At 41.9% G+C, this 15264-nt stretch carries 14 protein-coding genes; all 14 read right to left on the bottom strand.

Annotated elements, in window-relative coordinates:
- Positions 1-241: 241 nt before the first annotated feature.
- Positions 242-2011 carry an excinuclease ABC subunit UvrC gene (gene uvrC / locus TV75_RS19555; RefSeq protein WP_044340475.1) on the bottom strand — a complete coding sequence of 590 codons (1770 nt, stop codon included), beginning with the start codon at positions 2009-2011 and terminating at the stop codon, positions 242-244.
- Positions 2008-3486 (bottom strand): hypothetical protein, encoded by a 1479-nt coding sequence (locus TV75_RS19550; protein ID WP_052504628.1) that lies wholly within the window; start codon positions 3484-3486, stop codon positions 2008-2010. Before TV75_RS19550 ends, uvrC begins: the two co-directional genes overlap by 4 nt.
- Positions 3487-3598: 112 nt before the next feature.
- Entirely contained in the window at positions 3599-4582 is a 984-nt protein-coding gene (locus TV75_RS19545; protein ID WP_044340474.1) for an FTR1 family iron permease, read from the bottom strand.
- Between the two features lie 27 nt (positions 4583-4609).
- Positions 4610-5359 (bottom strand): hypothetical protein, encoded by a 750-nt coding sequence (locus tag TV75_RS19540; protein WP_044340473.1) that lies wholly within the window; start codon positions 5357-5359, stop codon positions 4610-4612.
- A gap of 59 nt (positions 5360-5418) precedes the next feature.
- Positions 5419-6177, bottom strand: coding sequence for a glycosyltransferase family 2 protein (locus TV75_RS19535; protein ID WP_044340472.1), 759 nt, complete (start codon positions 6175-6177; stop codon positions 5419-5421).
- On the bottom strand, positions 6170-7633 hold the full coding sequence (locus TV75_RS19530; RefSeq protein WP_044340471.1) for an alkaline phosphatase family protein: 1464 nt from the start codon (positions 7631-7633) through the stop codon (positions 6170-6172). Before TV75_RS19530 ends, TV75_RS19535 begins: the two co-directional genes overlap by 8 nt.
- Before the next feature lies 1 nt (position 7634).
- The gene (locus tag TV75_RS19525) at positions 7635-8561 is read right to left on the bottom strand and encodes a lysylphosphatidylglycerol synthase transmembrane domain-containing protein (protein WP_044340470.1); all 927 of its coding nucleotides are present in this window, start codon (positions 8559-8561) and stop codon (positions 7635-7637) included.
- A complete protein-coding gene (locus TV75_RS19520; RefSeq protein WP_172655803.1) occupies positions 8545-9492 on the bottom strand; it encodes an NAD-dependent epimerase/dehydratase family protein in 948 nt (315 codons plus the stop codon). The genes TV75_RS19525 and TV75_RS19520 overlap by 17 nt, the downstream gene beginning before the upstream one ends.
- Before the next feature lie 123 nt (positions 9493-9615).
- Positions 9616-10803 carry a hypothetical protein gene (locus tag TV75_RS19515; RefSeq protein ID WP_044340468.1) on the bottom strand — a complete coding sequence of 396 codons (1188 nt, stop codon included), beginning with the start codon at positions 10801-10803 and terminating at the stop codon, positions 9616-9618.
- 496 nt (positions 10804-11299) lie between these two features.
- Positions 11300-11614: a thioredoxin gene (gene trxA / locus TV75_RS19510; RefSeq protein WP_044340467.1), complete on the bottom strand. Its 315-nt coding sequence runs from the start codon at positions 11612-11614 to the stop codon at positions 11300-11302.
- A gap of 210 nt (positions 11615-11824) precedes the next feature.
- The gene (locus tag TV75_RS19505) at positions 11825-12805 is read right to left on the bottom strand and encodes an electron transfer flavoprotein subunit alpha/FixB family protein (RefSeq protein ID WP_044340466.1); all 981 of its coding nucleotides are present in this window, start codon (positions 12803-12805) and stop codon (positions 11825-11827) included.
- Between the two features lie 42 nt (positions 12806-12847).
- Positions 12848-13621 carry an electron transfer flavoprotein subunit beta/FixA family protein gene (locus tag TV75_RS19500; RefSeq protein WP_044340465.1) on the bottom strand — a complete coding sequence of 258 codons (774 nt, stop codon included), beginning with the start codon at positions 13619-13621 and terminating at the stop codon, positions 12848-12850.
- 143 nt (positions 13622-13764) lie between these two features.
- Complete coding sequence (locus tag TV75_RS19495; RefSeq protein ID WP_044340464.1) at positions 13765-14535, bottom strand: enoyl-CoA hydratase; 771 nt, start codon at positions 14533-14535, stop codon at positions 13765-13767.
- Positions 14536-14556: 21 nt separating this feature from the next.
- A complete protein-coding gene (locus TV75_RS19490; RefSeq protein ID WP_044340494.1) occupies positions 14557-15144 on the bottom strand; it encodes a TetR/AcrR family transcriptional regulator in 588 nt (195 codons plus the stop codon).
- Positions 15145-15264: the final 120 nt, after the last annotated feature.

Raw genomic sequence — 15264 nt, 5'->3', positions numbered from 1 at the left:
CTTGTATGAGCATGCGGTGGTTGATTTCCGCTGCAGGTGCTCGCTTTCCGCGGGGCGTGGGTTGAGCCTCCTCGGGCTAAAGCCCTGTGGGGTCTCAACTTCCACGCGTTTCCCGCAGGAGTCGAGCACCTTCCGCTCCAATCAACTCTGCTAATTCAAGGAATTACTTCTACACCAAACACAAACATCACATACCTGATAATGACTTAATCAATAGCATTTTATTGATTCCTAACATTCCCTATTTTAATTTCTGCACCAATTCCTTAGCAACAGCTTCAGGAATTCCTATTTCGACAAATTCTTCCACACTGGCTTCTTTCATTTTCTTCATAGAACCAAAGTGCTTTAGAAGTTGCTTCTTCCGCTTTGGTCCGATGCCATCAATTTCATCAAGAGTTGATTGAAATGCGCTTTTCCCTCTGAGTTGTCGGTGGAAGGTGATGGCGAATCGGTGGACTTCATCCTGGATCCGCTGAAGCAAGTAAAATTCCTGGCTTCTCTTTTCAAGAGGAATGATTTCCAAAGGATTTCCATACAGCAGTTCCGATGTCTGGTGCTTATCGTCTTTTGCAAGGCCGCCCAGTGGGATATCCAACCCCAATTCATTCTCGATGACATCCCTCGCCGCTTCAATCTGCCCTTTCCCACCATCGATGATGATGAGATCCGGTAAGGGGAGACCATCCTTCAAGACTCTCGTATACCGTCTGCGAACAACCTCACGCATGGAATCATAATCATCAGGACCCTTCACGGTTTTGATTTTGTACTTTCGATATTCTTTCTTCGCGGGTTTCCCGTCAAGAAACACAATCATGGCAGACACGGGATCGGAACCTTGGATATTCGAGTTATCAAATGCTTCGATCCGGAAGGGAGTATAAATGCCCATATGTTCCCCAAGGCGCTCAATTGCCTTAATCGTTCTTTCCTCATCTCTTTCGATCAGGGCGAACTTTTCTTCCAGGGCCTGCTTCGCATTTTTCTCGGCAAGTTTCACAAGCTCCCTCTTCTTCCCCCGCTTTGGCTGGGTGATTTTCACGTCTAACAGCTTAGCAGCCAGTTCCTCATCGATCACTTCCGGCAAAAATATTTCCTTTGGCTTAAAGTGATTTGATTTAGAATAAAACTGTCCTAAGAACGTAAGGAATTCATCCTCGGGTTCATTGTATAGAGGGAACAGTGACACATCCCGTTCAATGAGCTTACCTTGTCGTACGAAGAATACTTGAACACACATCCAGCCTTTATCGACGGAATAGCCAAAAACATCTCGATCGGTGAAATCGGTCATGGTCATTTTCTGTTTTTCCATCGTCGCTTCAATATGAAGAATCTGATCGCGGAATTCCTTCGCTCTTTCAAATTCCAGATTTTCAGATGCTTCATTCATTTTCACCGTAAGTTGATTCTCAATGTCCTTGTAACCTCCATTTAAGAAGCGGGAAATTTCGTCAGTCATTTCACGGTACGTATCTTTGCTTACTTCTTTAATACAAGGAGCAAGACATTGGCCCATGTGATAGTACAAACACGCCCGATCGGGAAGGGTGGAACATTTCCGTAACGGATACAGACGATCCAGCAGCTTTTTGGTTTCATTAGCGGCCCCTACGTTTGGATACGGACCAAAGTACCGCCCTTTCCCCCTTTGAACTTTACGGGTAGTGATGAGCCTTGGGTGCCTTTCATTCGTTAACTTAATAAAGGGATAGCTTTTATCATCCTTTAACATGACATTGTACTTAGGATCATATTTCTTGATTAGATTCATTTCGAGTACAAGGGCTTCCAGATCAGATGAGGTCATGATATATTCAAAGTCCTCTATTTCTCCTACCAATCGTTGAGTCTTTGCATCATGAGAACCCGTAAAATAGGAGCGCACACGATTTTTCAATACTTTTGCTTTTCCCACGTAAATAATCGTGCCTTGCCTGTCCTTCATCAAATAACATCCGGGCTGATCTGGTAATAAAGCTAATTTATTGGTTATGGTAGGGTTCATTGTCTCTCTCCCTTCTTGTCCACCCATTTATAGACCGTGATGGTTGAATAAACAGGATCGAATAACTCCTGTGAATGAAATGATTGGACTTTTTCTATTTTTCCATTAAGGTCTTCAATACCCTGTTGTTTAAATCCATTAACCACTGCATCGGTCAGATAGATCTCTTTTTGTGTATGCTCGATGTCTTGAAGAAATTGAGCATACGTTAACACACGGTTATGTGAGTACGGTGCATCAAGATACGAGTATACTCTTGTTTCTTCCCATGTGTACACCATAATGGGGCTTTCATCATTCTTCTCCTCGAAAAATGCCGCAGTCTGATATACGGCAGGAGGAGAAGAGTGGTAGCCTGACAACAAACTCACACTTGTTCCTATATGCAAAATGAACCACAGGCTCAGCACAATCATCTTCAAGATACTAAGTTTTTTCATCCATCCCGTTAATAAGAAAAAACCGAGTAATAAGGACAAAGGCAGAATATGTCTCGGCTTATCGATGTTTTGAGCAAATAGGCCCCAGAAAAAATAGGAGCTGAATGCAATCAGAAGCAAAGTAACGCCTGTACCAGGTTTCGTCCACCTTCCTCCATTTTTGACAGTTACTAAAAAGAGAAGCAGCGTGATGACCATGATAGAAAGTGATTGAGTAAATAATCCGTTCCAACCTATATTGATAAATATATAGTTCCCTAATCTTTCAAAAAATCCTGTATCGGGTTCTACTGTTCCTCCCCATTCAGTAAAGTGTCCGTCTGTAAACCCAAAGGCAATCTGCAGCAGGGTCTTTAGACTTCCTGCATTGGCCGCCAAAGCCGAAAGCCATACTCCTTGAGAAAGTAGGAGGAGAGTGAGATGAAACGCGATGGCTTTCACTTTTTCTGAACCATTTCCACTCTCCTTCCAAAACACAAACCAATAGTATAGGATCCCCGCACCAAAACCGATGTAGGATAATCGTATACCCATCAAAATGGAAAATAGTAGAATGGGAAGAACAGCCGCATCCTTCGTTTTCAGTATGACAGCCCGGTGCAGACTCCATAGATACCACCATAATACCGGGATAGCCGCACCTTCACTCATGGCTTGAACGGTCATCGCACTTGGGTAAGAAAGGGAAAATAGGAAAAGCGTCGCAATGATCGCTTTCTTGCCCGCAAGGTAATGTCCAAACAGCCAATAAACAGGAAGAATCGAACTGACCAGCAAAATCGTATTAAAAAGCTGAAGGGATAGAACCGCGTCATCGATAAAGGTGTGAACCATCATTCCCCCGAAAATGAAAAAAGGGTACCCCGGAAAATGAGGCTGCATCTTCAATAAATCAAATTCGAGGACTCCCAGAGCATAATCGACTTCGTCCCAGCTGGAAGCATAGGGCGGAAGCAATATAAGTCTATATATGAAGTACAGGCTGAATACAGCCAGAATACTTATCATCCATTTGTTCAAATGTTTATCGATCATTGTTTTTCTCCTGTTTCTCTCCAAATAAAAACCAACTCTGTTTGAAAACCTTCTTAGCCTATTGTAAGGCTTTCTAAGAATGGTTTCCAATCATGAGTTGGTTCAGGGGGATTTAAGCATTTATTGAATTCACATCTTCTGATTTCTTGATCGACTTTTTCTGTTGTTCCATCCCGGCAGGTACGGACTTTCGTTTAAAAGGGTTAATGAGTTTATCCGTTCGGATCAAGTATATCCATAAGAATACGAATCCGAAGTAGAACCAGTAGGCAAGAACCTGTTCAATCGTCGGGTTGTGGCTGTAGCCGAACATCGCCGCCATGAACAGACCGACTTGACCGCTGATCAGAACATCATTACCTGTGTCTCTCTCATAGTGAAGCTCATCTTGAAAGTGTTCTGGCATGATCTCCACAAGATTATATACTTCCGCAGGTTTTCCTTCTGCCGTTGTATATAAAGAGCCCATGATCCCAAGATCCTGAAGGATTCCTACACCTTGAACAAGTAAGCCCGCTGCGATGAACATGATCAGCAAACCTGTCACATTAAAGAACGTTTTCAATTTGAATTTCATGGCACCTGAGAAGAACGCATATCCAAGAACCATGGCAAGTAACAATCCACTAAGCGCTCCGTAGCTTGTGAATACCTTCGTTACGTCCCCTCCACTGATGGCAGCGAAGAAAAACACGGTTTCGACACCTTCACGAAGAACGATGAGATAAGAGTGGATAATCATGGCGGATACACTTCCTGCCGTCAGGGCCGCATTGATTTTCTTCTCCATCTCCGTGTTGATCCCTTTAGACTGTTTCCTCATCCAGCCAACCATATGAGTTAAGAGGAGTACAGAGGCAAACATGATTCCGACCTTCAAATATACTTCCGCTCCAAAGCTTGCAAAGCCTGTCAGGACGACTTGGAACAGTAAAGCGACTAAAAAGCTGGATACAAGAGCAAGCAATACTCCCACGTATACCCATTTCTTATATTTGTCTGCTTTCAGCCTTGTAAGATAAGAAAGAATCAGCCCTACAATCAGAATAGCTTCCAATGACTCTCTCAGTGTGATCAAAAATGCTTGGAAATCCACTTTGTTTCCCCCTTTGTTACCTCAGTGCTACTGTTTATTTTTACGTTTATTGATGGTAATCAGAACAATGAGAATCAAAATAAGTGCAAGTGAGAAGTAAAGCCAGAAGCTTGAACTTCCTCCTTCACCTATCCCATCTAAAAACCCAAGATTCTCCTCATTCAAATGACTTTCATCCGCTTTTTCAGAAGGAATCGGAAATAACGGTCTCAAGCTCTTGATGATTGAATCTACTTCTTTATCGAAAGCCTCGGGATCATTATCCTTGCTTCCGATCCCGAACAATCCCGGATTGCCCAAAGAATTTAATGCAGAATCGAATGAAGCATAAATTTTATCCGCATCTTCCTGACTCTTTTCTTCCACCATATGTGGCTCTAGAACGTTAAAGGTCCCTCTTGCCTTTGCAAGGAGAAGCTTTGCCTGCCCATAGTCATCAAACTGCTCTTGGGCAAAATGCAATCTTCTTTCGATATTCAGCATCAATGCTGCTCTCCAGCTTTCTAATAAAAGATCCTTGTCTTTTTCCTCGAAGGCCTTGTTTATGTCGGGCTGCACCTTTGAAAAATACAGTTCAAAATCCTTTTCATACGAATCATATATTTTCTTTGCGTTATCCCAGTCATCATTCGCTAAGCTGTTTTCCAGCTCTTTATACGCTTCTGCGATTTTCTCTTCTCCTGGATCCCCATAAGAATAAGCAGATGCCTGTGAAGGGATAAATATGTAATTGAGAATAAATATCAATGTAAGGCTAAAAAAAAGGCTTTTTTTCATATGGAAATCCTCCTACATTTTCAATGATAATGATTATCATTATACTTGTCAATACGATTTTAAAGGCTTTCAAGTGATGTTTCAGAAATTTTGTGAACATTATGTTGAATATCTACCTTTTCTACAGGCCGTTTCATTTCTTTCATAATCGCCGGTAACACATTAAACATATAGGCTTTGAACTTGATGAAGGATTGACCCTTCGTACGGACTCTATATTCAATCGGGACTTCCGTCATTCTGAAGCCTTTACGCATGATATTTAGAGTCACCACTTGAGCATAGTTATAGTCATGAATGATTTCTGCATGCTCCATTACTTGTTTCGAGAATGCCCTCATCCCTGATTGACCATCATGGATCCACGTTCTAAGTAACACGCATTGTAGGAATGTAAAACAATAATTGCCGAGACGGCGATGAATTCTCATCCCTTCGATGGTTCCTTTAAAGCGGGATCCCATCGTATAGTCTGCTTGATTCTTGAAAATAGGCTCTAATAGCTCGGGAATTTGAGAAGCGGGATACTCTCCATCCGCATCAATCATGACGCCAATGTCAGCTCCCTTCCGTAACGATTCCTTTAACCCCCTTCTTACAGCTGCCCCTAATCCTGAATTGCGCTCCATATGTACGATATAGTCTGCTCCTGCTTCTTTCGCTACTTTAACGGTGTCATCGGTCGATCCATCATTTACAACCAATACTTCCACTTTAACGTGAGGATGGAACCCTCTGGGAATGTCACGTATGACATCCCCGATGGTTTCCTCTTCGTTATAAGCAGGCAAAAAAACAACAACCTTCTGTTTATTCACGATGCTCTTCCTTTCTTCTGAATGCTTCTTCTAAAACAGGTCCACGTGCATGGCTTGGGAATGGTGCTCCCAGGATATGAGCGATGGTACTGGCCATGGAAACAAGACTATGCTTTGTCTCTATCTTGCGTCCCTTATGGATATTAGGTCCATGCATGATAAATGGAACGAATCGTTCTCCTTCATCAAGATGCCCATGTCCCCCGATTCCATCAGCCTGCCCATGATCGGCACAGATAAATAAAGTTGTATTTTCCATCTTGCCTTCCTCTTTCATCCATTGGACAAAATCTTCAATCAAGCTGTCTGCTTCTTTTATCTTTTGTAAATATTCATCGTATAAGACCCCGCGGCTGTGCCCCGTTTGATCCGTCGCGATCATTTGAACGATGAACAAATCGGGATCCTGTTCTTTCATAATATGTTTCGCTTTTCTCATAATCGTCGGATCCGCTTTATCGTTATGCATGACGGCTGTGAACGTATCAACGTCAGACCCCATGGAATCGACCAGATGGGCAACACCTAGAAGCCTTCCCTTCTTTCCTACTTTTCGTAAAGAGTCAAAAATGCTTTCGACTTTAATCCCCAGCTTCCAAACCATATTGGAGGTGATTCCGTGTTCAAACGGATACGTACCGGTGAACATGGATGAAAAACACACAACCGTACGGGCAGGATATACCGTTTCCATGTTAGAGAATTCTGTTCCCTCTGCCTTAAGAGAATCCAAAAACGGGGTTTCCGCTTCTTGGAAACGTTCCTTCCTCATACCGTCCACCACAATGACCACTACACGATCTGCCCGATCCTCTTTCCAGTCTTCCGCTTCCTTTGCATACTCTTCATACACCTTTGGCTTCCAATCGAATAAATAACGGTGAAGAATGAATGTGAAAACCAAGAGACCTCCAAAAAAGCTCAAGAACTGGACGATTGGCAGCTGCTGGCCTGTAGCCAGGAGCGAATACGTGTATTGCCAATAAGCAAGTAATAAAAGAACTTTAGGAAGCTGCTCCTGAGCATTCCCGCTTGTAGAGTCACTGTTCTTCAGTACGAGCTTCCAGAACCTCGTGAAGTTGAGCCACGACGTTCCGATACGTAAATGGTAATATAATGTTCCCCAGAACAAAATCGTGAAGAAAAAGTAAAGACCGACCCCTAACAGGGATAACCCAAGATTCCAATCCCATCCAATGACCAGGTAAGCAACAATCGGTATCCATAGGTAGTTTCTCAGAAATAATGGAAAATCATAAACAAAAAACAATATAAAAAGTGGCAGGGTGATCGCTAAACTAATCGTGAAATTCAACCAGAATGATAACGATGCAACATCACCAAGATGAAAGAGAAGCATCGTCCCTACCGTAAAAATGGGTGTGAAGGGCTTACCTTCATTTAATAAATTCCAGCAGCGTGCTGCTACCTTTTCAAACTTAGAGGCGCTTTTCACTTCATGCCCCTCCTTTTCTTTTTCTTAATTTTTTTATGAGAGTTGGTGAAATGGGATACTTCAATAAGGCATATAGACCGACAGAATATGAGAATACGAATTTTATTCCATGTGTCAAAACCGCGATGGCAATTCCTGTTTCAAACGGGATGGAGAATTGGCTGAGACCAAAAGCCATGATCGTTTCATAATTCGCAAGCCCGCCGGGAGTAATTTGAAAAACCTGCCCGAGTATGGTCAGACTATTCACCCATATCCCTTGAAAAGTGGATATTCCTGTGCTTGTTGCGATACAAACAGACAGTAAAAGGGCCGCTTCCAATGTCCAACTAATAAAAACAAGGAAAAACGCATAGAAAAATCCCCTCCCCTTTATGAGGGAGAGCATCACTTTCCATTGATGATGGAGAAATTGACGTTTGTAATAAGAGATCACTCCTATCGCCAGGGTAACTCCTCCGACAACTAAAATAATTTCTTGTGATAATGGATTTTCCAAAGCTACAAACGATATCCCCAAAGAAACCAATAGACAAAGTGAGAGAATATCCATCAACCTTACTATAATAACAGATTGTGCCGAAGCTGATTTAGACAATCCTTCTCTTTCATATAGAATATACGAACGAATCACATCGCCGCCTTTGATTGGCAGGAGATGATTAAGTGCCAAGCTGTACCAAAGCCCATACATGGCACTGGCAAGCTTGATGTTATCACCCAATAGTTTTTTCGTGGCCATGCCTTTTAAATAAAATGAAGAACCATAAATGAACAACCCAGACATCACCAGGACGGGATGAAGAATCAGTTGGGATAAAAGCCGTTTAAACTGCATATGGTCCCAGCCAGTTGCAATGAACCATATGAAGTAGCAAACGATTCCGATTCCGATTAAGTACGTAAAATATTTATAAATGCTTTTCATTTTGCTTTGCCCACAGAATGGTATTCCCTATTCCGTCTTCAATGGTGGTGGTTGGAGAATATCCCAAATGCAATTCAGCCTTGGAAATATCTGAATGTGTAGAAATAACATCTCCCATACGGTACGTGTCGTAGTGTACGTTCATTTCAGGAAAATGGGGACGAAGAATCTCTAATAATGAAGTCATTTTCACAACCCGGCCACTTCCCAGATTATAGGTTTCTCCCCTTTTCCCCTTTTGTAAGGTCAATTGTATTCCATGGACGATATCATCGATATACGTATAGTCCCGTCCGCTATCACTGCCAAAAATGGAGATGGACTCGTTCTTTAAAAGTTTCGATATGAATTTAGGGATCGCCATATCCGGTCTTCCCCAGGGACCATACACCGTAAAGAAACGAAGAATGTTCACATGCATATCAAACATATGAGCATACATATGGCAGAAGCTTTCTGCACTCCATTTGGAAGCTGCATATGGAGAAATGGTCATCCCATCTGCATCTTCTTCCTTTAACGCCCTTCCCGGTTTATCTCCATAAACAGAGGATGATGAAGCGAACAATAAGCGCTTGACTCCCGCTTCTCCACAAGCTTCTATAATATTAATCGTTGCTTTAATATCATAATCAACATACTTCAGCGGCTCTTCCAATGAATAGGCCACCCCCGGCAATGCAGCTAAATGTATGACCGCGTCGGGCTTTAATTTATGGATGATGGCTTTGGTCTTCTCACGATCTATCAAATCCACCTCATATAAATCCCTTGCAGGGAATTGAATCTCTTTCAAATGCTGTTTCTTCCGATCGGTTGAATAATAGGTATGGAAACAATCAATGATTGACACCTGATAACCCTTATTCATAAGACTTTGGGTAAGGTGCATCCCGATAAATCCCGCACCGCCTGTAATCACTATTTTCACTTTCATCACACTCTCTTGACTTTTAGACAATAGGTCTAGTTTAGCACAATTCCCGCTGGAGAATAAAAATTACTTAAAAATAGAGACTGACCCCATATAACGGGCCAGCCTCTATATACTAGATTATAATTGATTCAGGATGTTAAGGATAGCTTCACTATGCTGCTTCGCTTCATCTGCTTTTTCAGAAGAGATCGCTTCAAACCATTTTTGAGAAAGATCAAACAGCTCTTGTGATTTCTCTTCTCCAAGTTGGTTCATCACGTTCACCTCTAGCATTTTAACAAACATATTTCCTTCCATTGCTTCTACCTTGGCTGTCGCAACATCACCGGACTCTACAGCTGCTGCCGCTTCTTCGTGATACCCTGCTGCTTTCCCTTTGATTGCTTTTGTATAAAGTGAATTGACTTTCTCAGCATCAATCGTAGATGGATCATTTTCCAGCGAGAAGATAGAATCCAATTCATTCGCACTAGCTTCGTCTCCACCAGCTAAAGATCCTTTAATCGCTTGAAGGAAACCATATCCTTCTGCTTGCATAATCGCTAACTCTTCCGTATTTCCTTCTTCAACCGCTTTGCTGATTTTTTCAGCATACGATTTGGAAGCAAGGTAATAGCTTTGATAGATGGATTTATCTGTCACTTGCTTATAAACAGCGAAGTCTTCCGCATTTGAATCAGCCAACGCCTCTTCCTGTAGAGACAGACCGTTGTTGATGTTTTCTACCATGCTGGATTCACCTGATAACTCATATAAGCCATCACGTTTTTCTGCTGTAGGGATGAATACATTTTCAGCTAAATACTTGACCTCAGCAAACTTTGCTTTTGCATCATCTGCTTTATCAGCCTCGAGATCTTCCCCCGCTTGACCTTGTAATCCTTTTTGAACTTGATAGAAATACGATTGTGTTAATTTATCAATGATTTGACGCGCAACGTTTTTCTCAAGCTCGCCTGATTTACCGCCGGAAATAGCGGCTTCAATCCCTTGAGAAAATTCACCATTCACTTCATTTACTGATGCTTGCAACTCAGAAGTATAAATGTCATTGACAGTATCCCAATTTACTTCTTTGTCTTCTTTCATCTTCTCTAATTCAGCTTTCATATCTGAATACGCTTTAACTTGTGATTCCGCATTAAGTGTCATTTCATCTTTTGCTTCTTCTTTTGGTTCTTCTTTCTTCTCTTCTGACGATTGATCTGCTTCTTTTGGTTCCTCAGATGCACTGCCGCAACCTGCTAATACAGAACCGGTTAATAGAAATGCTGCAAAAATTTTGGATAAGTCTCTCTTTTTCATATGTATGTACCCCCAGAATGTATTGAATATATAAATGATAATGATTTTCATTTCCGTTTAAAATTATATCGAGAATGATTCTCATAGTCAACGTTTTTTGAAAATTTTGTTCAAATAAATGCAAAAGGGTTTGTTCTGAGGCGACCACTATCAAAAGAAATCGTGATTTTTAGGATGATGTGCGTGAAAATGAATGATAAGGAAAAGTTTCATGAAGATATTGAAGTTGGCTGGGGATAGTTTTAGTCGAAAATAGGGATGCAACGTAGTTGTTGTGCCGAATTCGAGGTTTGTCGTGCCACTTTCAGAGTTTGTTGTGCCACTTTCGGGGTTTGTTGTGCCACTTTCAGAGTTTGTTGTGCCACTTCCGGGGTTTGTTGTGGCAAATTGTGAACACCGGCACCAAAATACCATCAAAAGTATGTACCGATCCACACAATCCACAACAAAAAAACACCGGGGCTACTATGAAGCCCCGGCATTTCCAAAGAATTTCTTATGCATGTTTGTTTAATAGTTCAGCAAGTGCTTCCTTAGGTTGGAAACCGATCACTTTATCTACAACTTCGCCGTCTTTGAGGACAACTAATGTCGGGATACTCATAACACCGTATTTACCTGCTGTTTCCTGATTTTCATCAACGTCAACTTTGACGATTTTCACTTTGTCGCCCATTTCGCTATCTAACTCTTCCAGTACTGGAGCGATCATTTTACAAGGTCCACACCAAGGTGCCCAGAAATCCGCTAATACCAGTCCAGAATTTGTTTCAGTTGAGAATGATTGATCAGTTGCATTTGTAATTGCCATTTATATGCGCCTCCTAAATCTTTGAATGTAACGTAAGTATATCACCGTTTTTTTGGGGATGCTATTAATCTGCTCGTAGGTAATATTCCCTTCATAAAACGGAATATACAAGGAATGCAAAAATAAGGAGCAGCCATCTGGCTGCATCCTTATTGGTACTACATATTATGTTCATACCCTCATAACGCCACTGTAAAACGTCGGTGTGGATTAAGAAGAAGATACTTTAAGCTTTTTAAATTCTTCTGTAAGCATCGGTACCACTTCGAATAGGTCACCAACGATTCCGTAATCCGCTACGTTAAAGATGTTCGCTTCTGGATCTTTGTTAATCGCAACGATTACTTTTGAATTCGACATCCCTGCTAAATGCTGGATTGCTCCGGAAATACCACATGCAATATAGAGGTCAGGCGTTACCACTTTACCTGTTTGGCCAATCTGTAAGGAATAGTCACAGTAATCTGCATCACATGCTCCACGGGATGCCCCTACAGCCCCGCCAAGTACATCCGCCAGTTCCTTAAGAGGATTGAATCCATCTTCACTTTTCACTCCGCGTCCGCCGGCAATAATGACTTTCGCTTCAGATAAGTCTACACCTTCGCTTGCTTTACGAACGACTTCTTTAATGATCGTACGTAAGTCCTTGATGTCAACGGAAAGGGAAGTGACTTCTCCTGTACGTGACTCATCTTTCGCTAATGGTTCGATGTTATTAGGGCGAATCGTCGCAAAGATCAATCCGTCAGTCACGATTTTCTTTTCAAACGCTTTTCCTGAATAAATCGGTCTTGTGAAAACGAGGTTTCCGCCAGCTTCCTCAAGATCTGTCGCATCCGAGATCAAACCTGAACTTAATTTGCTTGCCACTTTAGGAGATAAGTCTTTCCCAAGGGCAGTATGTCCAAAGATGATCCCTTCTGGTTTCTCTTCCTCAATCACAGAAAGAATCGCTTGTGAATAACCGTCCGAAGTATATTGTTCCAGCTTATCGTTTTCGACAACCACTACTTTGTCTGCTCCATACTGAATCATTTCTTCTCCTAAAGCGCTTACACTTTTACCAATTAAAACGGCTACCACTTCTCCGCCTTCAGCTACTGTTTTACCTGCCGCAATTGCTTCAAAGGAAACATTACGTAATGATCCGTCCCGAACTTCTCCAAGTACCAATACTTTTCTCGCCATGTTAAATACCCCCTGAATGTTAGTTATTCCTGTGACCTTGCCTTATATAACTTTCGCTTCATTACGAAGAAGTGAAACAAGCTCTGATACTTGAGAATCCAATTCGCCTTCTAACACTTTACCTGCTTCCTTCTTCGGTGGAAGGTAGATTTCAATTGTTTTTGTTTTCGCTTCTACTTCATCTTCATCTAAATCCAAATCATCCAATTCCAATTCATCAAGAGGCTTTTTCTTTGCCTTCATGATTCCTGGCAGTGATGGATAACGAGGCTCATTCAAACCTTGTTGTGCCGTTACTAATAGTGGCAGAGATGTTTCAATCACCTCAGAATCCCCTTCTACATCACGAGTGACCGTTACGGTTCCACCATCGATTTCCAACTTTGTGATTGTTGTTACATAAGGGATATCAAGTTGCTCGGCTACACGGGGACCAACTTGTCCAGATCCACCATCAATCGCAACATTACCCGCAAGAATCAAGTCAACTTCCTGCTCTTTTAAATAGTGAGCCAACACTTTCGCTGTAGTGAATTGGTCTCCATAATCAAGATCGTCCTCTGTGTTGATCAGGACTGCTTTGTCTGCCCCCATCGCCAATGCTGTTCTCAGCTGCTTCTCGCTTTCTTCTCCGCCAACCGATACGACCGTCACTTCTCCACCATGTGCATCGCGAACTTGAATTGCTTCTTCCACTGCATATTCATCGTAAGGATTTATGATAAATTCAGCTCCATCTTCAGCAATTTGACCGTTTTGGATCGAAATTTTCTCCTCAGTATCAAACGTTCTTTTCAAAAGTACATAGATGTTCATCCGTAAGTCCCTCCTAATAATGTAAACATTCTTTCCCTTAAAAAGATTTCGACAATTTAACCCCTTTGAATGGGCAGCTTGAACGGAAACTTCCATTCAAGACTGCCCCTCAATAAGAGTTTACTATATTACAAGAATGTATTCTAGCCTTTAAAGTGTGGTTCACGCTTTTCGACAAAAGCTGAAATACCCTCTTTGGCATCAGCAGATACAAATATTTCACCGAAAAGATCCGATTCTCTCATTACGCCTTCATAGAAACGGTCATCTTTTGTATAACTCAATAGCTCAATGGCAGCTTTCATCGCTCCAGGGCTTTTCTTCGCAATCTTATCGGCCATTTCCTTCGCTTTATCGAAGAGCTGATCTTCAGGGTATGCCTTATTGGCAAGTCCCCACTGTACAGCTTCAGTTCCGCTGATTGGTTCACTCGTTAGTAGCATTTCTGCCGCTTTTGCCCTGCCTACCAATTTAGGTAAGCGCTGGGAGCCGGCAAATCCAGGAACAAGCCCTAACTGAAGTTCTGGTAAACCAAGCTTTGCATTCTCGCTGACCAATCGGATGTGACATCCCATTGCAAGCTCCAATCCCCCGCCTAAAGCGGCACCGTGAATGGCTGCAATGATCGGCTTTGAAAAGTTCTCCATCCGTTCGAAAACGTCCTGGCCTTTTTTCGCCAGTTGAGAGAATTCTTCACCACTTTCAATCGTCGTGAATTCTTTAATGTCCGCACCCGCAGAGAAGAAGCGGCCCTCACCTTTCAGTAAGATCACTCTGACGTCAGCGTTTTCTTCAAGCTCATCCAGAACTGCATCGATTTCTTTAATAAGTCCACTGGCTAATGCATTAGCAGGAGGCCTTTGGATCAGAACCGTTGCTACCTTTCCCTCTAATGACCATGATAAACTTTCCATCTCTCATCCCCCTAAACTAATTTAGTTCCTGCCGCCACATCCATGAAGTAATAGTTTGTGAATAGCAGGGACTTGAGCAACTAAGTCATACTTCTGATCGTTCATCACCCACGTTGTCACCATTTCATCCAGAGTGCCGAAGATCATCTGCCGGGCAAGCCGGACGTCCAGATCACGGGAAAACTCTCCGGTTTCTACTCCGCTCATAAGGATTTTATCGACTAATTGCAGATATCCCTTTAACACATCATTGATCTTTAAGCGGATATCCTTATTGGACTGCCTAAGCTCCAATTGTGTCACAATCGCTAGATGGTGATCATCCGACAGAATTTTACAATGATTTTCAATCATCACTAATAATTTCTCTGAAACTGTCTGTTTTCCTGCAATAACTTCCTCAATTTTTTCGACAAAGAGTACCATTTTTTCTTTAAACAACGAAATCAGGATATCTTCTTTATTTTTAAAATAGAGATAAATCGTTCCATCAGCGACTCCGGCCTGTTTCGCGATCTTGGACACTTGTGCCTGATGGTAACCATTTTCAGCTATAACGATAACAGCAGCATCGATAATTTGTTTGTATTTAGGTTTATTTCGTTTCATGGGTTCTTGACCTGCCTTAAGAAAATATGAATGACTGTTCATTCATATTTTTATATTAAAAGGTTTCTCTTTACTTGTCAAGAAGAGATGCCTTGTCCAATTATACAATAAAAAGAAAAA

The sequence above is a fragment of the Rossellomorea aquimaris genome (genome assembly GCF_000935355.1).
Classification (GTDB): domain Bacteria; phylum Bacillota; class Bacilli; order Bacillales; family Bacillaceae_B; genus Rossellomorea; species Rossellomorea aquimaris_B.
The sequence above is the reverse complement of the archived record's forward strand: the minus strand, read 5'-3'. Positions and strand labels throughout refer to the sequence as shown.